We start from the raw sequence: 20,841 nt of genomic DNA, 5'->3' as shown, positions 1-20,841 counted from the left end.
AAAGGGAGGACAAACGCTTGAAAAAGAAAAAGATGAGCCTGGCCCTGAAAACCTTCATTGGCTTTGGTCTGGGTATTGTAATCGGCCTGATCTTCCAGGAGAAGGCCACCATTCTGAAACCTCTGGGCACCATTTTCCTGAACATGATCAAAATGATCGTCGTTCCCCTGGTGTTCTGCTCCATTACCGCCGGCGTGGCTAGCCTGGGCGACCTGCGCAAGCTGCGCAGTATCGGTGTGAAGGTGGTGGGACTGTACGCCCTCACCTCCGCCATTTCAGTGGCCCTTGGACTGCTGATGGCAAATATCACCAATCCCGGCCAGGGCTTTGATATGAGCGCACTGGCAGAAAGCAGCCAGTATGAGGCCCAGGCCATGCCCAGCGTGCTGGACACCATCGTGGACGCTTTCCCGTCCAATATCTTCCAGTCCTTTGTTGACACCAATATGCTCCAGATTATCGTCTTTTCTATCTTCCTGGGCGTTGCCCTCATTATGATGGGGGAGCAGGGGGAGCGTCTCTCCTCCGCCATCCAGAGCTTTTCCGACGTCATGTCCAAAATCACCGCCATTGTTATGGAGTTCTCTCCCATCGGCGTGTGCGCCCTGCTGGCTGACTCCGTGGGCGCATATGGACTGAAAATCTTTGGTCCTCTGGGCAAGCTGATTCTCACCGTTTACGCCTCCGACGTGATTCTGGTGTGCCTGATGTATGTCCCCATGGTGGCGATCCTGGCCCGGTTCCCCATCGGCCAGTTCTTCAAGGGCATCTGGAAGGTCTGGGTGGTCACCCTGAGCACCACCAGCTCCGCTGGTTCTCTTCCGATTTCCACCTCGGTCACCAACGATGACTTCGGCGTGTCTCCGGAGCTGTCCTCCTTCTCTCTGCCCCTGGGGGCTACCATCAATATGAACGGCGGCTGTATCTATTACGCTGCGGCCATCGTGATGACAGCTCAGATTTATGGCATGGACCTCACCCCCGCCGCCCTGCTCAACATTGTGGTATCCACGGTGCTGGTGGCTATGGGCTGTCCCGGCGTCCCCGGCGGCGCAATTATTATGACCACCATCCTGCTGACTAACATGGGCCTGCCCCTGGAGATCGTGGGCATGATCGCCGGTATCTTCCGTCTGATTGACATGGCAAACACCACCTTTAATGTCACTGGCGATGTGGTCACCACGATGGTAGTGGCCCGCAGTGAAAATATGATAACTCCCCCCGCTGCCGTCGCGGCAAAAAAATAAATACATACTTGGAGGAATATAACCATGCGTCTTGCTACCATTAAAAAGAACGGCGGGGAAATCGCCGGTATCGTCACCCCCAAGGGCGTGTTCCCTATCGCCGCCCTCAACGCAGCCAAAGGCACCGCCTGGAGCACCGACATGCTGTCCCTTATTCAGGAGGGCGAGGTTCCTGGTCTGACCGCCTGGTACAACGCCGGCGGCAAGGCTGAACTGGACAATCTGCCCGGCCTGGTTCCCCAGGAGGAAGTGGTCTACGCTCCCCTGTACCGCAACCCCAAGCGCATCTTCGGCATCGGTCTGAACTATGTGGACCACGCCGGGGATATCGGGTCCGCCGCTCCCACTGGTTTCCCCGGCAGCTTCTTCAAAATGGCCGACACCCTGATTGGTCCCAACGACGATATCAAGCTGCCCACCCTGAAGGAGGCCCAGAAGACCACCGCCGAGGCGGAGCTGGGCGTGATCATGGGCAAGGACTGCCGGGATGTATCCGAGGAGAACTGGCAGGACGCTATTGTGGGCTACACCACCATCCTGGACATGACGGAGGAGTCCATCCTCAAGGGCAACGACTACGTCAGCGGCAACCCCCGGTATCTGTGCATCGTGAAGAACTTCCCCACCTTCTTCTCCTTCGGCCCCGAGCTGGTTACCCCCGACGAGGTGCCCGACGTCCTCAAGCTGGAGGTCCAGTCCGTCCACAACGGGGAAATTTATGCCAAAAACGTGGTTGCCAACATGACCCACCGCCCTGCCCGGCTGGTATCCCTCCACAGCAGCATTCAGGGCTGGTACGCCGGCGACATCCTGTCCACCGGCACCCCCCGGGCCTTCCACATCCAGGACGGCGACATGGCCGAGTGCCGCATTGTCGGCCCCGACGGCTTTGAGATGCGGCCCCTGCTCAACCCTGTGGTGGACCTGAAGAAGCATCCTGAGAAAGAATAAAGCATGTTCCGGTTCCCGCCCCATCCGGGGCGGGAACGTAAAATAAGCATTGATCTGGAAGGAATGAAATGTTATGGGTATCTATGTCGTTACCGGCGGCACCACCGGAATCGGCGCAGAGGTCTGCCGTATGTTGATGGGAGAAGGACACGAAGTCTTCAACATCGACTACAAAGATGGTGACTTCCAGGCCGACTTGTCTACAGACGAGGGTGTCAACGACGCAATCCAGGCTGTGAAGAAGAAGTACCCGGACGGGATCGACGGTCTGATCAGCAATGCCGGTGTAGGTCCCACTGCGCCGGCAGAGAAAATTTTCGCATTGAATTTTTATGCGGGCACCTATATTGCGGAGGGCCTTCGGCCCCTGCTCATTAAGAAAAAGGGCTGCTGCGTGATGACCTGCTCCAACACCATCACCAATTCCATTGTCCGAATGGACTGGGTGGAGCTGCTGACCAATCTGCGCAACCGGGAGCGAGGGATGGATCTGGCCCGCATGATTCCCAAGGAAAAAGGCCCTGCCGCTTACAGTTCCTCTAAGTGCGCCTTGGCCCGCTGGATTCGTCGGGTTTCTCCCAACTGGGCGGTGGATGGCCTGCGGATCAACGGAGTTGCTCCGGGCAATACCACGACTCCTATGACGAAGGGTATGACGGAGCAGCAGCGGAATGCCGCGCTGCTCATCCCCATTCCCACACGATATGGGACAAAGGAATTCCTGGACGCAGAGGAAATTGCCAACTCTATTGTGTTCCTGGCCTCCCGCAAAGCCAGTGGTATCAATGGCGAAATCCTGTTTGTAGACGGTGGCATCGATGCGCTGATGCACTCCGAACGGTTTTAAGGGGGTGCCAATATGACGTTATTGGAACAGTACATTGATTATATGCGCAAGGGTGACGAATGCGCTCTTTCTGATCTGTTTGCCAAGGATGGCATTCTTCACGATGCTTCCTGGACCCAGGTAGGAGAAGACACCCTGCATCTGTCCGGAAAGATGGCGGTGGAGATGATGTTCCACCATAAGTTCGGATATAACGGTGGTCCCTTCCCCATCAGCGGTGTGAAATTCATGGAGGAGAATGTAGCTTGGTACTTTATCGTGTATCATGACAGAGTGGTACCGGTAGTCGCCTACCTCTCCTCGGTAACTGAGGATGGGAAGATTGACCGTCTAAACATTCTTCCTATGTAGATGGATATCCTCATCTGCGAAAGGCTACCCGCAATATATTTGGGTATAATCCGGAGGTGATCCACATAAAAAGACAGATATTAGTTGTGGACCATGACTTAGCCGTGTGCCGGGCAATCTATGATGGTATGCGGGATGAGTTTACGGATGTCTGCTATATGACGTCTGCGGTTGAGGTTTTAGTTGATTACATGAAGCAGGAATACAGTTTGGTGATTTTAGACTCACAGCTTGCAATGATGAGTGACATGGAGTTGCTTCGGATTTTAAGAAAAGCAAACCATATGACTTTCCCTATGGCACTGCGGGTAATATCAATAACGGTCTATTAAACTTGATTAACGAAATGTACAGCCGGGACCTATCCCAGAAGTCCAAGGCGGCCAAGCGGCTGTACGCCCAACGGGGCCAGTGTATCAACGCCTACCCGGTCTATGGCTACCTCAAATCCCCGGAGGACAAACGGGCCTGGATTCCTGATCCGGAGGCGGCTCCGGTGGTTCAGCGGATGTTCAACTGGTATGCAGAGGGACTCACCCCCACAGAAATAGCCAAACGGCTGAATGAGGATGGCACCCCTACGCCAGCCCAGCACAAGAGGGCGCTGGGGTCCAAACGTCAGCTGTGGAACTCGGAACGCACCGATAATTTCTGGCGAGCCACTACGATTGGGAAAATCCTGCGGGACGAGCGGTACACCGGCAAGCTGGTGGCACTGAAAACCACACTGAGCGAGTTGGGGAATATCCACTCAGCCAAGGCGATTGAAAAAGGTGATTGGATCATCGTTCCTGGAGCATTTGAGGCGATTATCTCTCAGGAAATCTTTGACCAAGTACAAGCAAAGCTTGAAACGGTCAGGCCCGCTCGGAAGCTGGGCCCCATGAAACGGAGACTGTTTTCCCGAAAGCTAAGATGCGGCCACTGCGGCGCGGCGTTGATACGCCATGAGATTGCGCAGGGCGTCTACTACGCCTGCGATGGCAGGACATGGAACGGAACAGATGACTGCAAAAAAATCCGCCTGTTTGAGACAGACCTGATTCAAGCGGTTCTGGCCTCCATCCGGTTTCAAGCGCAGCTTGCGAAACGGACGGAGGAACAACTGGACCGGCAGGCAAAAAAAGTCCAAGCGGCGCAAGATCGTACTCAGTCAGCCCAACAGCGTATCCAAAGGCGAATCGCTCAGTTGGAGGCGCAGAAAGCGGAAACCTATCTGAGCTTTGACTTGGGCAAGATTTCTCAAACCCAGTACAGAGAACAATGTATAAAACTTGGCACTGCTATCACCGAGCAGCACACAAAGCTGGAAATGTTGAACCAGACCAGCGATAGTGACTCTTCCAGTGTGGATATAGTCAGTTATGGTCAGATCAATGGGCTGAAGCAGCTGACCAACCTGAGGACACTGAATCGGAACGTGGTGGAGATATTGATTCACTCAGTCCAGGTTTACAGTGGAAAGCATATCGAAATATCCTGGAATTTCAACGAAGATGATATGCGGCTGATTGCCAAGGAGGATACCACTATGCGGGACAGCAATTAACAACAATTCGATATATAACGTGGGAACGGTGTATTTCGCCGTTCCCACACTTTGTATTTTAATCACTTTTTGGTTTTTACAGGACACTTTCACCCGATAGTGTCCAATAAAAACCAAAAAGGAGATTGTTTTATTTCCTCCGAGAAAAAATTTTTATAATTTTTGGGTTTTCCCTTGACACTTTCTGATGACGGTTACACAGGGACAAATTTTGTTGAGGTAAGATAACGATACCTTTTTTGCAGAGGGTGTTATCTTACCTCTTTTTGATGTATGTTAGATAGCATAACTCTTTACGTCGGCTCCTATCTGTCTGAAATAGGAGATACTTTCGGTAGGCTTGTCACCTGTATCAACTCTGCCGACAAAGCTATAAAAGATTTCGATTTTGCGGGTGTTCGTTTCCTTATCCAGTTCGTGAATAAGAATACGGTCAATAAATTCATGGACGTTTTCGTAGGTCAGTTCTTCAATCGCTGTGTATCTGCGTACCAGTGCGACAAACCTTTTTACGTCCGCGCTGCGCTCGGTGGCGTTGTCGATTTCCTGTGACAGCTCCGCAATCCTCCGGGTCAGCGTCTTTTTTTCTTCATCATAGCCGGAAGTCAGAAAAGCAAATTGTTCATCTGAAAGTTTCCCTAAAGCGTTGTCCTCGTAGAGCTTGCGGAATAAGATGTTCAGCTCGTTAATACGGTTCTGCGCCTTGTCAAGCTCTTTCCGCTGCTGTGTCAGCGTCTTTTGTACTGCCTTTGCGCTGCACTCGTTGGCTGTTTCGATAAACTCCTGTTCATGCTCTTTCACATAAGACGTTACTCGCTGCAAGTCTGCAAGGACAAGTTCTTTCAATACGCTTTTGCGGATATAATGCGTAGTGCAGAGCATATCATTTCTTGCCCGGTTGCGGTAGTTGCCGCAAGTGTAGGCGTGTTTCCGTTCAAGCGTCCCGGCTCCGCGTACTGCATACATTTTGTAGCCGCAGTCCCCGCAAAAGAGCAGCCCGGAAAACAGGTCAATTTCATCAACCTTTGTCGGGCGTTGCCGGGTGGCAATCCGCTTCTGTGCAAGTTCAAAGGTTTCTTCATCAATCAAAGGTTCGTGAGTGTTGGGGAAGAAATACCTTTTTTCCTCCGGGTTCTTTTTCGTCTTTTTCGACTTATAAGATACCTTGTAGGTTTTCCCGGTTATGGTATGCCCTAAATATTCTTTCCTTGTCAGAATGTCGTACAGCGTCTTATCCGGCCAGTTGTACCATGCGTTGAGCTGTGGGCGGGGGTGGCGTTTGCTCCCTGTCCTGCGGTAGCGCAGTTCCCCGACGGTCAGTATTTCATTGTCCCGCAGCCAGTTCTGGATTTCACACATACGGTCGCCCCGTACATACATTGCAAAAATCTGTTTTACGACGTGCGCCGTTTCCGGGTCGGGTATCAGATGATTGCGGTTATCCGGGTCGATAAGGTAGCCGTAAGGAGCTTCGCCGTTGACGCGCTCGCCTTTCTGCGCCTTTGCCTGTTTGACAGCCCGGATTTTCTTTGAGGTGTCGCGGGCGTAAAACTCGTTGAACCAGTTCCGCAGAGGGGTAAACTCGTTATCTTCCCTTGCTGTGTCTACACCGTCGTTAATGGCAATGTAGCGCACTTCATATTCGGGAAAGACAATCTCTATCAGCTCCCCGGTTTTCAGATAATTACGTCCCAGACGGGAAAGGTCTTTTGTTATGACGGTCGCCACGTTCCCGGCTTCAACCTCATGCAGCATGGCTTGAAGCCCCTCACGCTCAAAGCTCACGCCGGAAAATCCGTCGTCTACGAAAAAGCGCGTGTTGAAAAAGTGGTGTTCGTCAGCATACTTTTGTAAAATCAGTTTTTGGTTCTGTATGCTCTCGCTTTCCCCGGCTTGCATATCTTCCTGGCTCAATCTGCAATATAAAGCGGTAATCTTGTCTGTCTGTAACATTTTGTCCTCCTTTCCGACGACAGACAAGCATGGTATTTGTACTGTCTATATTATACCACATACCGCTGCCTGTGTCATGTATAAAATGTGAAGAAACGCCCTATTTCCGGGCGTTTGCGGGGTTCAGTTCCATGTCTTTGCGAATGAGTTTTTTTATCTTTTTATCCAGTGTGTCCGTTGCGCGTTCACTTGCGGACGAACATACAAGGTAAGTAACTTTTCCTATTTTATGCTCCGTTGTGGTAACGGGCGTTTGGTTTTGCGTCAAAGAAAATCCCCCTTTCTTTCGCAAACATATAATATAGTCTATGAATAGCAGCAAGTCCACTATTCAATAAAACAAAGGCTTTAATCGGACGGTTATTAGCATAACCTCATGGGAATTTCACCCCGGCATGGTTCTCATGCCGCCCTACCCATTGCCTGCGACGCTCTTAACGCTCGGACTGTGGCTGTAAGGAAGTATCATTGTATATTCTGCGTGTCGTCGCCCGCAAGCCGCTACACTTGCTTTCCGGCGCGGTGTTGGTCGCTCGGCTGTCCGGGCGGGGATAACCTCACCCGGATAGCGTCATGGCGCACCCGCCGTATGGCTCGGCGCAAAAGGAACGTATCCGATTTGCCCTATGCTGCGCCGCCGTTATCTTGCGCCGCTTTCTTTGTCAAGGTTCAGAATGGCTTTGCTGCCGCGTCAGCAGCGGAACGGAAAAGGGGGAGAGAGAAAGCGTCCCGCCGCCGCTGCGGTTTATTCCTCTGCCTTAAAGGTGAGGACAGCCATCATCAGTTTTGCTTGCAGCCGTTCCCGAATGTCGTGGTCTACGCCAAAATAGACGTTCCCGCGCTCGTCGTACAGCTTCCGCATGGAGAGGCGGGCTATGTAGCCGCTGAAATGCTGCAAGACAATCTTCATGGCGTCCGGGTCGCCCTTTGTCGCTGCCACAATGACAGGATAAGGAACAAGGGCATTTTCCGGGTAGCCGGGTTCGTTACCATTCGTCCCATTCATCAGCATTTTCCTCCAGATATTTTCTTAATTTCTCAAAAGAGCTTGTCCGCCTGTACTGTATCGTGCTTCTCGACGTGTTGAACAGCTCCGCAATCTCGGTATCGTTCATTCCCTCGAAGTAATACAGCAATATGGCTTTGCGCTTTTCTTCCGGCAAAGTACGGATTGCTTCAAGAAGCAGCTTTGGCGTGATTTTCTTCCCGGCTTTCTCAAAGACGGTTTCGGCGGCTTCACGTTTGAAATATTCATCAAACGTATGAAGCTGCCGCGCTTCGTCTAAGGTCATGTCGGAAAAGGTCACTTCCTTTGCCTTGTGTCTGCGAAGTTCTCTATGGGTGTCGCAAGCTTCATTGTGCAATACCGTATTACAAAACTTCTGAAAAGCACACTGTTTGTAAAACTCCCTGCTATTAGGTTCCACATTCTCACCTCCTTTCTCGTTGGAAAGTTGGTGGTGCTTCCCCCCTTTTCGCGGGGCAATACGGCGTTTTTCAAAAACGCCGAAGATTTTTTGAAATTTCTTCAAAAATTTTTTGAACGTACAAAATGCGCCCGTCCGAAAAGCCCGGACGGGCGCATAGGCATTGTAAGCAGTATCCAGATGATTAGACAGTTCATATATATAAGCGTAGTTTCCCCCGGTGGTGGGCGGGCTTTTTTTGATAAGTCAATAACTGTCGGATTTTGTCGATATGCTTTTTGCTTCATGGCGGCTACCTCCTTTAGCCGCCGATTTCAACAGTGATACCGCGTCATTTCATTAGAAGATAAAAAGAAACGGCGGCTTTGATTTTTCAAAGCTGCTGCGGAAATCAAAGAACGACAAGCAACAGTTCTGATTTTGCTCCAATATGGTTATTAGGGGCACAAATTAAAATCAAAAAAGAGCCGATAACAGCAGTATTTCAAACTGCATATTATCGGCTCTGCGTCTGTGCGTCTGGCTCTTTTAATTAAATTATTTCTGTTGTTTTTTGGCTTTATTATATGTATTAGCTAACTGTCCACAAGCTGCTTTAATCTCTCTACCATGAGAAACTCTCATGGTAACTTCAAGTCCTGTTTGCTCTAATTGATGTTTGAACGCAACCATTTCTTGTTTTTGTGGTGCTCTAATTTTTGAATTACTCGTCGGGTTGTATTGCAGCACGTTAATCATAACATTTTTGCCCTTAAACCATTTTGCAAGTTGCCTTATATCTGAGGAACGGTCATTTATACCTGGTAAAAGCAAATACGCAAATACCACTTTTCGATTATGCCTTTGAGAATAGGACAATGCTTGCTTAACAACATCTTCAATAGCGTACATGTGCATATGAGGAATGATACAGTTTCTCGCAGCCTGTGTTGCTGCATGTAAAGATATTGTCAACTGAATTTTTAGATGTTCTTCGCGCAATTTTTTTAATTGATTAACTGGACCAACTGTTGATACGGTAATGCCGTCGGTTGGAAAGTTAAGTCCATTTCTATCTCGAAGAATATGGATTGCTGCAATCAAGTTGTCGTAATTGAATAAAGGTTCTCCCATTCCCATAAAAACGATACGATTTACTTTTTGACGTATCAATACAACCTGCTGCACAATTTCAGACGGTGTTAGATTACGAACAAAACCATTGCGTCCGGACTCACAAAAAATACAGCCAACAGAACAACCAACTTGCGTACTTACGCAAACAGTCCCACCATCTCGCCGTTTAATAAAAACCGTTTCAATATACCTGTTATCTTTCAATTCATAAACATACTTTTCAGTATCGCTACTTTTATAGACTTTTTTTGTTGATATTGATAGATTTTCTTTGTGAAATGGCTGTTTATACAATTCCGTATATAAGGCTCTTGCTTTATCCTCTCCAATTACTTCCGACATTTCTTTGTAAGTAAATCCGTATGGGTCATTCAATATTTCCGTAGGTGTACTTTTAGGTAAGTGTTTCATTTAAATATCCTTCCTTTTCAAAATTAAAAAGTTTGTTTTTCAGAGTTTTTGATTATGATTTCTAGTTTTTCAACATCAACGATATGCGTTAATTTACATTTAGGGCAGAAAAGAGGAAAATTTCTTAATACCGTATTATAAAATACTTGAACCCTCGTCTTTCCGTTACAAATTGGACATTTTATCCAATATTTTTCAAGCATAATATTTCTCCTTTTGCGCAAAAAAATGCAGGTCAATTCTCAACATGAGCATTGACCTGCATTTATACATATAATACTACAACAAAATTAAGGCATAGTTTTTATACTATGTCTATACGTCGTTAGTTTTGTTGTATAGCATACGCAAAATAAGCATGACAAAAAAGCCCATATTGAAAATGGGAAAAATCTTTTTTGATTTCAATGCTTATCGAATACGCATGCTATGTAACATAAACATTCCCCCCCTTTTATATAATATTATATACAAAAGCAGCTTGTTGTCAACATATATATATATGAATTATTTTGGCTAACTGATAGAACTACGTAGACATATCCAAGAAGAAAGGGGAACAGTAAAATGTAATAGGGTGAATAACTATGGCAAAAAGACCAGTACCACGATACGACTTTAAGGCTTTTGGGGCAGCGATAAAGGCAGCGCGTGAGGGATGCAAGGAGAGCCGCAAGAAAGTAGGCGACGAAATGTTTATCTCGCCGCGCTACCTTGCGAACATTGAGAACAAGGGGCAGCACCCAAGTTTACAGATATTCTTTGAGCTGATACAGCGTTACCATATATCCGTAGACCAATTCCTTTTAGAAACGCCGCCGGAGAAGAACACGCAGCGGCGGCAGCTTGACGCGCTTCTTGACGGTATGAGCGATACAGGCATACGGATTGTAACCGCAACGGCAAAGGAGATTTCCGAAGTCGAAAAAGAGGGCGAATAGGAATGTCCGACTTAAAACTGAACAGGATTTAGAAAGCGTTGTAATCTTTTTTGAGGTTGCAGCGTTTTTCTTTTGCGTAAGTTTGGCAAAATCGCTTTTTCTCCGTAGTAGGTGATAAGAGCCTAAAGGATAAAAACATTCGTAGCAAGCATAGGAAGCGGGTACCACTTCCGTATTTTCGCCCTCCCGCGCTGCGGCGCGTCGGTTGAAAATTGCTTGTTGGGAAGTGTCCCAAACCCTCGGAACGGAAAGGAAAGGAGCGAACACATGGACGGACGCAAAAGGACAGTGCAAATCAAATTCAGAGTGACGGAAGCGGAACGGGATTTAATACTGGAAAAAATGAAGCTCGTACCCACCCGGAACATGGCGGCGTATCTGCGGAAGATTGCCATTGACGGGTATATCATTCAGATAGACCACGCCGATATAAAGGCTATGACCGCAGAGATACAGAAAATCGGTGTCAACGTCAACCAGATAGCACGCCGCGTAAACGCGACGGGGAACGCATACCAAGAGGACATAGAGGAAATAAAGGGGGTGCTTGCGGAGATATGGCGGTTACAAAGATTAAGCCTATTAAAAGCACTCTAAGCAAAGCCCTTGACTATATCGAAAACCCGGACAAGACGGACGGGAAAATGCTTGTGTCCTCTTTCGGTTGCTCCTATGAAACGGCAGATATTGAGTTTGAATATACCCTGTCGCAAGCACTCCAAAAGGGGAACAATTTAGCCTTTCATCTGATACAGTCCTTTGAGCCGGGGGAAGTCGATTATCAGAAAGCCCATGAAATCGGAAAGCAGCTTGCCGACGCGGTAACAAAGGGGCAGCATGAGTATGTACTCACGACGCACATTGACAAAGGACACGTCCATAACCATATCATTTTTTGCGCGGTGAACTTTGTAGACCACCATAAATACAATTCCAACAAAAGGAGCTATTACGGCATACGGAACATGAGCGACAAGCTGTGCCGGGAAAATGGCTTGTCCGTTGTCGTCCCCGGCAAGGGCAGCAAGGGAAAGAGCTATGCGGAGTACCAGGCAGAAAAGACGGGTACAAGTTGGAAAGGCAAGCTGAAAACCACTGTTGACGCGCTTATCCCCCAAGTTTCCAGTTTTGAGGAATTGCTAACGCGGTTACAGGCGGCGGGCTATGAGATAAAGCCGGGGAAATATGTATCATGCCGCGCCCCCGGACAGGAACGCTTCACCCGCCTTAAAACCCTCGGCGCAGACTATACAGAGGAAGCCGTAAGGGAACGGATAGCGGGCAGACGGACAAAGGTGGCGAAAGCTCCCAGAGAGCAGCGCGGCGTGTCGCTGCTTATCGACATTGAGAACAGTATCAAGGCAGCGCAGAGTAAGGGCTATGAACAGTGGGCGAAAATCCACAATCTGAAACAGGCAGCTAAAACAATGAATTTCTTGACGGAACATAAGATTGAGCAGTACGCGGATTTAGTCAGCCGGATTGAGGAAATGGCAGCGGAAAGCGGACAGGCGGCAGACGCATTGAAGAACGCCGAAAAGCGGCTTGCGGAAATGGCGGTGCTTATCAAGAATGTTTCCACCTATCAAAAGACAAAGCCTGTCTATGACGCATACCGCAAGGCAAGGAACAGGGAGAAGTACCGCGCCGGACAGGAACAGGCAATTATCCTCCATGAAGCCGCCGTAAGGTCACTGAAAGCGGCGGGCATTGCGAAGCTCCCGAACCTCGCCGCGCTGCAATCGGAGTATGAAGCCCTCCAAGCGCAGAAAGAAGCCCTTTACGCCGACTATGGAAAATTGAAAAAGAAAGTCCGGGAATATGATATTATCAAGCAGAACATTGACAGCATTTTACAGGCAGACAGACAGCCGGAACGGGAAAAGGAAACAGAACGCGGATAAGGATAGCAAAATCCCCGCCGCTGTGCTATGATAGGGCTATCAAAAAGCAGAGGAGCGTTGAGCATGGAAAACCAGAAAATGCCGGAATATGAAACCATACGCGCCGCCGTTGCCGGGGAGAAATGGGCGGTGGAGAAAGTCGTGGATTGCTACAAGGACGAAATCGACAGGCTATCGACGGTAGCGGTCAGACAGCCAGACGGAAGCACGAAACAGGAAATCAACGAAGATATGCGCCAGTCTATCACAAAGAAGCTGATAGAAGCCCTCCCGCAGTTCCCGCTTGAAGAAATGGAAAAGGGAAATGTCAGATAGGCAAAAAAAGAACAGGGCGCGGAAGCCAGTATATGACTTCCGCGCCCTGTCTTTTTATGGGTGCTGTTTTCGTGAATGTTACGCAGTAGAACGCCATTTTCGGGGGTAAAGGTATAAAGTATCGCCTATCCGATTTTCACGCCCGGAAAGCCCTGTAAATCAAGGGATTTTCCGCACCTACTGCGTAACAGGGGTGCGTCTTTTCCTCATGCGCTCGGCAGCTTGTCTGCGGGTGATACGCTTCCGGCAGACGGGGCAGTATTTGACACTGTTAGAGGTTGACGCAAAGAACGCGCCGCACTCGGTACACTTCTTCTTGTCCCCTGTCTGGTAAAGCTCCGCATAGAGTAGCCTGTCGGCGGGAAGCACCGCAGCCCGGAACCACTTGCAGAGAAGCGAATAGGAAATGAGCTGCGGACAAACGCACTCGTCCCCGTCGTCCAGTAAGATACAGTTCCCGTTATCATAATTGCAGCACGTCCGGCGCACAAGGGCGTTGACTTTCCGGCTCTGGGGCGGCGTCAGCCGCTTAACCCCGTTCATACTTCATCAGCGGCGTAAATGGGAAGCTCTGCAAATTCCGCTTCGGTCAAAGCGTCCACTTTGGAAAGGGTGCGCTTTGCAAGCTCCCGCATATCCGCGTCCATGTAGGGCAGCGCGGCGTTGACATTCTCAATCAAAGCCCGCTTGCCGCCCTCGTTGTAAATGCTCAAAAGGTTTGTTTCTTCAACAGTCAGTCTAATCATGCTCATACCTCCATATCGTGATTTTTTGTTTTTGCCGCCGCCTTTTTCGGGGCGGTCTTTGCCTTGTCTGCTTTAAGCTGCGCCCGGATAGAGGGGCGGGGCTTCCTTATCTTCCTGTCCCGGTTCTCCCCCTTGTCAATCAGCGCATACGTCCCATGTCTGCCCTCGATTTTGGAAAAGGCAAGGGTCTTGTAGGGCAGCATGGAGAAAAGGCGGTCAGTGTCCTTTGTGGCTGCAAGCTGCATGAACGCCGGGGAAAGCTCTACCATGAAATGGGTCTTGTTGGGGCTGTTCGGCGTGTCGTGCCGCTTCATTTCCCGTACAATGCGCCGCGCTTCCGTTTCAATCAGCCCGTCCCGCAATGCGGCGATATGCGCCTTGAAATCCCCCGGCGGAAGCTGCTCCCGGCTGCGCCGTTCTTCCTGTAAGAGCGATTGCAGCGCGTCCGGGTCGTTGGGTACGGCTTCAAAGCGTTCAAACTTTCCAAGCTCATAATCGGGATTGCCGTTGAAAAACTGTCCGGCGGGTATCTCCCGTTCCCCATGCTCATAAATCAGCTTCACCGTATCGGCGGGCAGCTCCTTTTCCTTGACGCGCTCATAATGTTTAGCGTAGTCCAGTTCGTACAGATTGCCCTTGATTTTCCCGCGCTCCGTCCCCGTTAGCTCGATTGCATATGCCTGTGCTGTCTTTGAGCAGAAAGAAAAGCGGCAAGCCGAACAGGAGAGCCGCCGCAAAACATACAATCTGCCGTTTGGTAAGGTTGAACGCTACTTTTGTCTTGACTTTGGATAAGTCTTTGGGTACGGGTACATACGCCAAGTGAAAACCTCCTTTCTCTGGGTTTGGTGTTGCTGTAACTTCCCATAAGGGTAATCAAGGCAAAGGTCAATCTATGCCCTTTGCCCGCCCGTATTATATGGGGGTTATCCGCGTCAAGGTCGGGTCGTATTTTCGCCGCTTCGCTCTGAAAATCTCCACCCTGCCCTTGACACGCCGCTAATGCGCGGAGAATATCGACTTCGCCAGTGCGCCGGATTTGAACAGGGAGAAACAGAGGATAACGGTATAGGCTGCAAGGGAGAATATCGCGCTGTGCAGATTGTCCGCTATTATCATGTTGTTTACCAGAACCGCGTAAATGCCGACGCATATCATAATGAGGAAGCCTTGAAAACCGATAGCGAACAGGGATTTGAGGTAGTTGTTTCCTATCTGCCCCCATTCCCGGTTCGTCATTGTTGCAAACGGGATAGGCGATACCGAACAGTAAAGGTAAATCTCTATCATGCGCCCGTAGAGGATAACGGTTATCAGTACGGACATGATTTTCATGCACAAGCTCACAAGGCTTGTTTCCATGACAAGTAAGAGCAGTTCGGGGATTTCCATAGCGTCAAGCCCGTCCTGCATGGAAGCAAGGGCGGCGGCAACATCAATCTCTGTGCTGCCGCCGATTACCCCCGCCGCGCCGGAAACAACGTGCTGCGCCATATCGAACACCGCCATAGTGATGTCAAAGGTGTGCGTCACAAGGTAGACTGCCACAAACGCCTTGAACACCCACTTGAAGAACATGGAAGTGTCAACGTCGTGCATATTGTTCTTTTCCGTTACCATGCTGATAAGCTCATAGCATAGGACGTAGGTAATGCTCCTGTCATTTTCTGTGCCATAATAAAATCCTCCTTTTGTTGTTTTACAGGCTTTCGCCCGGTTTGAATGAATAATAGTCCGGGTCGCCGTACTGCGGCTTCTTCGGTGACAGTGCGCCGCTTGCCATGCGGCTGGGAGATAGACGAAGAAGCGGCCCAGGTGGTACGGGAGATATTCAGCCTGTGTATGGATGGTCTGGGGCCTATGCAGATCGCCAAGCGGCTCCGGGCGGCGCAGGTGCTGACCCCCACGGCGTACAAGCTGGCAAAGGGCCTCCCTGTGGTGGGCCACCCCCGCGAAAATCCGTATGAATGGGATAGCAAGCTGGTGGCAAAGATTTTAGAACGGATGGAGTACACAGGCTGTACGGTGAATTTCAAGGGCTATAAAAAGTCTTACAAGTCCAAGAAACGGGTACAGAACCCCCCGGACAAGTGGAAGGTGTTCCCGGACACCCACCCGGCAATCATAGACCGGGAGACCTAGGAACGGGTGCAGGAGCTACGGAAGAACAAGCGCCGCCCCACCAAGACGGGCAAGCACAGCATGTTTTCCGGGCTGGTGTACTGTGCTGACTGCGGCGCAAAGCTACATTATCGTACTGCCGCCAACTTCGAGGACAGGCAAAACCATTTTTGCTGTGCCAACTACAAGAGCAATACGGGCACCTGTTCCGCTCACTTTATCCGGGAGGTTGTTCTATCTGATATTGTGCTGGAACATCTGCGGCGGACGGTGCAATATGTCCAGGCCCACGAAGCCGAATTTGTCCAAACGGTGATGGATAAGAGTATGGCCGACCAAAAGCGGGAGACAGCGCAGAAGCGGCGGGAGCTAGCCCAGGCCGAGCGGCGTATATCGGATTTAGACGTGCTGTTTCAGCGTATCTATGAGGACAATATCAGCGGGAAACTTTCAGACGAGCGTTTTTCCAAGCTGTCCAAGTCCTACGAGGACGAACAGCGCACGCTGACAGAAAAGGCCAAGGCCCTCCATGCTGAATTGGACAAGGAACAGGCCCAGGCCGTGAACGTGGCGCAGTTTATCGCCCTGGTGAAGAAGTACAGCGAGATTGACACGCTCACCCCGGCCATTCTTAACGAGTTTATAGAGCGTATCAACGTACACGCCCCGGACAAATCCAGCGGACACCGCACCCAGCAGATTGACATTGTTTATAACTTCATTGGTATTCTCCCCACTCCCCAGGCAAAGGAAGAAGCGGCGTAGCCTCCCGACTACGCCACTTCTTCAAGATAAAAATACTTCCTTATGAGGCCCCCCGGTCCTGGGCGGGAGTGTTTTTTATATGGCACTGAGGTAGAGCTGCAAGGATTGGTAGTCCCCGTTGAGCATAGGCAGGGGATAGCCGGCGCACATAAGCACGTCGCCAGGCCAGGAGCCCTCGCCGTTGATCTGGTAGGTCAGCTGGGGGTTCAGTCCCTTGAGCTTCAATACCCGGAAGGGCTGGGCCGCACGCAGGGAGGTGAACACCAGAGAAACCAGGGCCTCGCGCCCGTCGGGGGCGACATGGGCCCAGGCGGTGTAAGGGCCGTTCTGGAAGGGATCGGTGAGGCGGTAGTAGTCTCCCTGCTGAATCAGGTTGTAGTGCTCCTTGAAGAAGGCCACCTGCTCCCGAATGACCTCCTTTTCCTCCTGGGTGGTCTGGTTGGGGTCCATCTCGTAGCCGAAGGTGCCAGACATAGCCACCACGCCCCGGGTCCGGATGGGGGTAGTGCGTCCGTTGGCCTCATTGGGGACAGCGGAAACATGGGACCCCACGGCGCTCACCGGATAGCAGAAGGAGGTGCCGTACTGGATGCGCAGGCGGTCAATGGCGTCGGTGTTGTCGCTGCACCAGATCTGCGGGGTGTAGTAGAGCATTCCGGCGTCAAACCGGCCGCCGCCGCCGGCGCAGCCCTCAATCAAAATGTGGGGGAAGTCCCGGCGCAGCCAGTCCAGCATCTCGTACACGCCCAGAACATACCGGTGGAAGACCTCCCCCTGGCACTGGGCGGGCAGTGCGGCGGACCACACGTCGGTAAGGCTGCGGTTCATGTCCCACTTTACATAGGCGATATCAGCGCTGGACAAAACGGCCTTGATCTGCTTGTAGATATGCTGGCGCACCTCCGCGCGGGAGAAGTCCAGCACCAGCTGATTGCGGCACCGGGTGGGGGCCCTGCCTGGAATGGTCAGCGCCCAGTCCGGGTGCTCCCGGTAGAGGCAGCTGTCCTCGTTGACCATCTCCGGCTCAATCCAGATGCCGAATTTCATCCCCAGCTCCTGGATACGGGGCACCAGGGCCTCCAGCCCGCCGGGGAGCTTTTCGGTGTTGACAGACCAGTCGCCCAGGCCGCTGTTGTCGTCGTCCCGCTTGCCGAACCAGCCATCGTCCATGACCAGCAGCTCAATACCCAGAGGAGCGGCGGTTTTGGCAAAGTCCACCAGTTTGTCAGCGGTGAAATTAAAATAGGTGGCCTCCCAGTTGTTAATCAGCACCGGGCGGCGCTGGCCGCGCAGGGGGTCTTGGATCAGGTGCTCCCGGATGGCCCGGTGATACTGGCGGCTCATCTGGCCCAGGCCGTTGGGGGAGCAGATCAGCGCCGCCTCCGGGGCGGTGAAGGACGTGCCGGGTTCCAGGGTCCAGCAGAAGTGATAGGGATTGATTCCCATAACCAGCCGGGCGTTGTCATACTGGCTGACCTCCACCTGGGCCTGGAAGTTGCCGCTGTACAGCAGTGCGGCGCCGTAGCACAGGCCGTGGTCCTCGTTGGCGTTCCGATCGCAGAGGACCACGAAGGGGTTGTGCTGATGGCTGGAGGTGCCCCGGACGCTGCCCACCCCCTGGGTACCCGAGCGCAGGGGGGAGCGGTCGGGTGACCGCTCCATCAGGTGACAGCCATCAAAGGTAATCAGGTCCAGGTCAGAGCGCAGAAAATCCAGGCATACAGAGGCGCACTGGCACAGGCGGATGGGAGCGGCCCCGTAGTTGTGTACCTCAACACAGCGGGTAATCAGGTCGCAGTCCTCAAACACGCCGTAGGTCAGCTCCACCACCAGATTGGTCGTGGTGTCCTCCAGGTAAAGCCGAAGGGTGCTTGCCTGCGCCCCGTGGAAGAAGGGCAGGCCGTCCAGCTCGTACTTGCCCTGCTCCTCCTCCCAGTCGGTGAGGCGCAGATCCACTGCCCGGCTTCCGTCCGGGTACTCAATCTCAATAGAGGGTAGACGGAAGTCCCCAAGGCCGCAGGTGGAGTACTCCTGGGGGAGAGTGTTCAGCGAGTAGGTCCGGTCCAGCCCTGCCTCAGGCGGGTTGGGGGCACAGCCCCGGTCCATATAGCGGACCAGGTAGGACAGATCGCTGCCGCTCACTCTGGGGCCGTAGTAGGTGTGGATCAGCACATTGTGCTGGTCAGCTTTCATTTGATAAGTGGTGTTCTTGGTGTGCAGAGTAAAAACTCGGTTTTCATTATCGAGTACGATCATAGGGATACCCCCTGAAAAAGATTTATCGGGCTGATTGTACGGGATTTTTTGCCGGGTGGCAAGAAGAAGTTGAAAAAATAAGCTACAAATTCAACGATTTTTTTCAACATCTTTTTGTTTAGGGAAACAGCCCCGGCAATTTAAAGTGCCGGGGCTGTTCGGAAAAGGGAAAGAGAGAAAGGAGAACGCTTATTTGCCGCCGGTGGAGGCGATACCCTCGATAAACTGGCGCTGGAAGATCAGGTACAAAATTACCATAGGCAGCATAGCCAGCAGGGAGCCCGCCATCAGCACGGGGAAGTTGGTGGAGAACTGGCCGCGCAGGGTGGCCAGGCCGGAGGAGAGGGTCATCATGGTCAGGTCGGAGTTGACCACCAGGGGCCACATCAGGTCGCTGTAGGCGAACACGGCGGTGAAGATGGTCAGGGCGGCGACCGAGGTGCCGGTGAGGGGGAACATCACCTTATAGAAGGTCTGCCACTGGTTGCAGCCGTCCAGATAGGCGGCCTCACCGATCTCCTTGGGGATGCCCATGTAGGTCTGGCGCAGGAAGAACACGCCAAAGGCGCTGACGATACCCGGGAAGACCAGGGCGAAGATGGAGTTGGCCATTCCCATTTTCGCCACCATCTGATACTGGGGGATGATGAAGATCTGGGAAGGCAGGGACATCTGCACCAGCACAATGCCGAACAGCAGCTTCTTGCCCCGGAAGTTCAGCATGGCGAAGGCGTAGCCCGCCATAGAGCTGAAGGCCACAGCGCAGATCACCCGGAAAAGGATCATCAAAGCGGTATTGATGTACAGCTTGATAAAGGGCAGGCTGGTCATTGCCTCAGTGAAATTGGACCACCGGAAGGCGCTGGGGAAGATGACCGGGGGCACCGCGTTGCTTTCGGCAACGGTTTTGAAGCTGGTGAGAATCATCCAGATAAAGGGGAAGACCATGATAAGGGCGGCAACAATCAGCACCACATAGGTGAGGACGGTCATCCGCTTCTGGGAGGCTTCCAACGAACTGTTTTTCATCAAAATTCCTCCTTACACGTCGTAGTTGACCCACTTCTTCTGGCCGTAGAACTGGATGACAGTGACCAGGCCGATAAGCAGGACGGTCCAGAGTACGATAGCGGAGCCGTAGCCGCGCTCGCCCGCCACGAAGGAGGAGCGATAGAACAGATACATCAGGCTCTGCACGCTGGTGACGGCGGGGTTGGTTTCCTCCACCATCATGTAGATCAGGTCGTAGACCTTGACGGCGGACATCAGGCGCATAATCATCACCACGAACAGGGTGGGGGAGACCATGGGCAGGGTAATGGTGAAGAACTGCTTCACCTTGCCGGCGCCGTCAATACTGTTGGCCTCGTACAGGGTCTTGGGGATGTTCTGGAGGCCGGCCAGCAGGAGGACGGCGTCGTAGCCGATATTGCTCCAGATGGCCACGATAGCGCAGGAGACCATAACGAACTTGGGGTCGGTGATCCAGCCGATGTGTGAGCCAAAGATCTGGTTCAGGATGCCGTACTCGCCGTTGAAGATGAAGCGCCACACCATGGTCACAGCGGCGGGGGCGCACACCAGGGGCAGGAAGAAGATGGTGCGGAAGCCGCCCTTAAACTTGATCTTGGCGTTGAGGAGCATGGCCACCAGCAGGGACAGGAACAGTCCCACGGGGACGGTCAAAATACAGAACAGGACGGTGTTCCAGGTGGCCTTCCAGAACTCGGCGTTCTGGAACATGCGGATGAAGTTGGCCAGGCCCACGAACTGGTAGTGGCCAAAGCCCAGGTGCTCACAGAAGGCGGTGTAGATGGTCTGGACAAAGGGCCAAAGGTTCAGGATCACCAGACCCAGGATGGTGGGGGCTACCATGATCCAGCCCCAGTTTTCTTCCCGCCGGGCGGCGGGGGACAGTTTGTTATTCACAATATGCCT

Annotated in this window: 24 protein-coding genes and 2 pseudogenes; 11 read left to right on the top strand and 15 right to left on the bottom strand. The window is 51.8% G+C overall.

All coding sequences use genetic code 11. The annotated features are described in order from the left end of the window. Positions 1-17: 17 nt before the first annotated feature. From NFS22_RS06505 to NFS22_RS06485, 5 genes are all read left to right on the top strand, one after another. Positions 18-1,250 (top strand): dicarboxylate/amino acid:cation symporter, encoded by a 1,233-nt coding sequence (locus NFS22_RS06505; RefSeq protein WP_251316887.1) that lies wholly within the window; start codon positions 18-20, stop codon positions 1,248-1,250. 24 nt (positions 1,251-1,274) lie between these two features. After that, complete coding sequence (locus tag NFS22_RS06500) at positions 1,275-2,201, top strand: fumarylacetoacetate hydrolase family protein (protein ID WP_251316886.1); 927 nt, start codon at positions 1,275-1,277, stop codon at positions 2,199-2,201. 73 nt (positions 2,202-2,274) lie between these two features. Then, on the top strand, positions 2,275-3,048 hold the full coding sequence (locus tag NFS22_RS06495; protein WP_251316885.1) for an SDR family oxidoreductase: 774 nt from the start codon (positions 2,275-2,277) through the stop codon (positions 3,046-3,048). Between the two features lie 12 nt (positions 3,049-3,060). Beyond that, positions 3,061-3,399 carry a hypothetical protein gene (locus NFS22_RS06490; protein WP_251316884.1) on the top strand — a complete coding sequence of 113 codons (339 nt, stop codon included), beginning with the start codon at positions 3,061-3,063 and terminating at the stop codon, positions 3,397-3,399. Positions 3,400-3,733: 334 nt separating this feature from the next. Then, complete coding sequence (locus NFS22_RS06485; protein WP_251316883.1) at positions 3,734-4,948, top strand: recombinase family protein; 1,215 nt, start codon at positions 3,734-3,736, stop codon at positions 4,946-4,948. A 276-nt stretch (positions 4,949-5,224) separates the two neighbouring features. Here the strand turns inward: NFS22_RS06485 and NFS22_RS06480 are convergent, their stop codons facing one another. The 7 genes from NFS22_RS06480 to NFS22_RS06450 form a co-directional block, all read right to left on the bottom strand. Next, the gene (locus tag NFS22_RS06480) at positions 5,225-6,901 is read right to left on the bottom strand and encodes a recombinase family protein (protein WP_002569190.1); all 1,677 of its coding nucleotides are present in this window, start codon (positions 6,899-6,901) and stop codon (positions 5,225-5,227) included. Positions 6,902-7,001: 100 nt separating this feature from the next. Continuing rightward, entirely contained in the window at positions 7,002-7,229 is a 228-nt protein-coding gene (locus tag NFS22_RS06475; RefSeq protein WP_004613661.1) for a transposon-encoded TnpW family protein, read from the bottom strand. A gap of 417 nt (positions 7,230-7,646) precedes the next feature. Continuing rightward, complete coding sequence (locus NFS22_RS06470) at positions 7,647-7,907, bottom strand: helix-turn-helix domain-containing protein (protein WP_002569189.1); 261 nt, start codon at positions 7,905-7,907, stop codon at positions 7,647-7,649. After that, positions 7,888-8,328, bottom strand: coding sequence for an RNA polymerase sigma factor (locus tag NFS22_RS06465; protein ID WP_002569188.1), 441 nt, complete (start codon positions 8,326-8,328; stop codon positions 7,888-7,890). The genes NFS22_RS06470 and NFS22_RS06465 overlap by 20 nt, the downstream gene beginning before the upstream one ends. Before the next feature lie 101 nt (positions 8,329-8,429). After that, positions 8,430-8,615 (bottom strand): hypothetical protein, encoded by a 186-nt coding sequence (locus tag NFS22_RS06460; protein WP_009243795.1) that lies wholly within the window; start codon positions 8,613-8,615, stop codon positions 8,430-8,432. Between the two features lie 250 nt (positions 8,616-8,865). Then, the gene (rlmN, locus tag NFS22_RS06455) at positions 8,866-9,855 is read right to left on the bottom strand and encodes a 23S rRNA (adenine(2503)-C(2))-methyltransferase RlmN (RefSeq protein ID WP_002569187.1); all 990 of its coding nucleotides are present in this window, start codon (positions 9,853-9,855) and stop codon (positions 8,866-8,868) included. A gap of 23 nt (positions 9,856-9,878) precedes the next feature. After that, entirely contained in the window at positions 9,879-10,058 is a 180-nt protein-coding gene (locus tag NFS22_RS06450; protein ID WP_002588768.1) for a cysteine-rich KTR domain-containing protein, read from the bottom strand. A 384-nt stretch (positions 10,059-10,442) separates the two neighbouring features. On the opposite strand from NFS22_RS06450, the gene NFS22_RS06445 reads away from it, so the two are divergent. The 4 genes from NFS22_RS06445 (at position 10,443) to NFS22_RS06430 (ending at position 13,015) form a co-directional block, all read left to right on the top strand. After that, entirely contained in the window at positions 10,443-10,796 is a 354-nt protein-coding gene (locus NFS22_RS06445; protein ID WP_002569186.1) for a helix-turn-helix transcriptional regulator, read from the top strand. A 267-nt stretch (positions 10,797-11,063) separates the two neighbouring features. Next, positions 11,064-11,393: a plasmid mobilization protein gene (locus NFS22_RS06440; RefSeq protein WP_002569185.1), complete on the top strand. Its 330-nt coding sequence runs from the start codon at positions 11,064-11,066 to the stop codon at positions 11,391-11,393. Continuing rightward, positions 11,354-12,700, top strand: coding sequence for a relaxase/mobilization nuclease domain-containing protein (locus NFS22_RS06435; RefSeq protein WP_002569184.1), 1,347 nt, complete (start codon positions 11,354-11,356; stop codon positions 12,698-12,700). The genes NFS22_RS06440 and NFS22_RS06435 overlap by 40 nt, the downstream gene beginning before the upstream one ends. Before the next feature lie 63 nt (positions 12,701-12,763). Beyond that, positions 12,764-13,015 (top strand): helix-turn-helix domain-containing protein, encoded by a 252-nt coding sequence (locus tag NFS22_RS06430; RefSeq protein ID WP_002569183.1) that lies wholly within the window; start codon positions 12,764-12,766, stop codon positions 13,013-13,015. A gap of 177 nt (positions 13,016-13,192) precedes the next feature. On the opposite strand, the gene NFS22_RS06425 is transcribed toward NFS22_RS06430, so the two are convergent. The 5 genes and pseudogenes from NFS22_RS06425 to NFS22_RS06405 form a co-directional block, all read right to left on the bottom strand. Next, positions 13,193-13,558, bottom strand: a complete 366-nt coding sequence (locus NFS22_RS06425) for a cysteine-rich VLP domain-containing protein (RefSeq protein ID WP_002569182.1) — start codon at positions 13,556-13,558, stop codon at positions 13,193-13,195. After that, positions 13,555-13,761: a transposon-transfer assisting family protein gene (locus tag NFS22_RS06420; protein WP_002569181.1), complete on the bottom strand. Its 207-nt coding sequence runs from the start codon at positions 13,759-13,761 to the stop codon at positions 13,555-13,557. Before NFS22_RS06420 ends, NFS22_RS06425 begins: the two co-directional genes overlap by 4 nt. Positions 13,762-13,763: 2 nt before the next feature. Then, positions 13,764-14,498, bottom strand: coding sequence for a hypothetical protein (locus NFS22_RS06415; protein WP_478292999.1), 735 nt, complete (start codon positions 14,496-14,498; stop codon positions 13,764-13,766). Next, a pseudogene (locus NFS22_RS06410) lies at positions 14,440-14,583 on the bottom strand (PrgI family protein); the annotation flags it as partial. The pseudogene NFS22_RS06410 and the gene NFS22_RS06415, both read right to left, overlap by 59 nt. Before the next feature lie 177 nt (positions 14,584-14,760). Further along, positions 14,761-15,414 (bottom strand): annotated as a pseudogene (locus NFS22_RS06405) (VirB6/TrbL-like conjugal transfer protein, CD1112 family); the annotation flags it as partial. Positions 15,415-15,528: 114 nt separating this feature from the next. Here NFS22_RS06405 and NFS22_RS06400 point away from each other — a divergent pair. Both NFS22_RS06400 and NFS22_RS06395 read left to right on the top strand, forming a co-directional pair. Further along, positions 15,529-15,903, top strand: a complete 375-nt coding sequence (locus tag NFS22_RS06400) for a recombinase family protein (protein ID WP_478292998.1) — start codon at positions 15,529-15,531, stop codon at positions 15,901-15,903. 6 nt (positions 15,904-15,909) lie between these two features. After that, a complete protein-coding gene (locus tag NFS22_RS06395) occupies positions 15,910-16,647 on the top strand; it encodes a DUF4368 domain-containing protein (protein ID WP_251316881.1) in 738 nt (245 codons plus the stop codon). Between the two features lie 75 nt (positions 16,648-16,722). Here the strand turns inward: NFS22_RS06395 and NFS22_RS06390 are convergent, their stop codons facing one another. The 3 genes from NFS22_RS06390 to NFS22_RS06380 all read right to left on the bottom strand — a co-directional run bounded on the left by NFS22_RS06390 (position 16,723) and on the right by NFS22_RS06380 (position 20,832). Then, positions 16,723-18,903: an alpha-galactosidase gene (locus NFS22_RS06390; RefSeq protein WP_251316880.1), complete on the bottom strand. Its 2,181-nt coding sequence runs from the start codon at positions 18,901-18,903 to the stop codon at positions 16,723-16,725. Between the two features lie 189 nt (positions 18,904-19,092). Further along, positions 19,093-19,932, bottom strand: coding sequence for a carbohydrate ABC transporter permease (locus NFS22_RS06385; protein ID WP_338147944.1), 840 nt, complete (start codon positions 19,930-19,932; stop codon positions 19,093-19,095). Between the two features lie 12 nt (positions 19,933-19,944). After that, positions 19,945-20,832 (bottom strand): carbohydrate ABC transporter permease, encoded by an 888-nt coding sequence (locus NFS22_RS06380; protein WP_338147943.1) that lies wholly within the window; start codon positions 20,830-20,832, stop codon positions 19,945-19,947. Positions 20,833-20,841: the final 9 nt, after the last annotated feature.

Source organism: Flintibacter muris, assembly GCF_943192995.1.
In the GTDB taxonomy this organism is placed as follows: Bacteria; Bacillota; Clostridia; order Oscillospirales; family Oscillospiraceae; genus Lawsonibacter; species Lawsonibacter muris.
The sequence above is the reverse complement of the archived record's forward strand: the minus strand, read 5'-3'. Positions and strand labels throughout refer to the sequence as shown.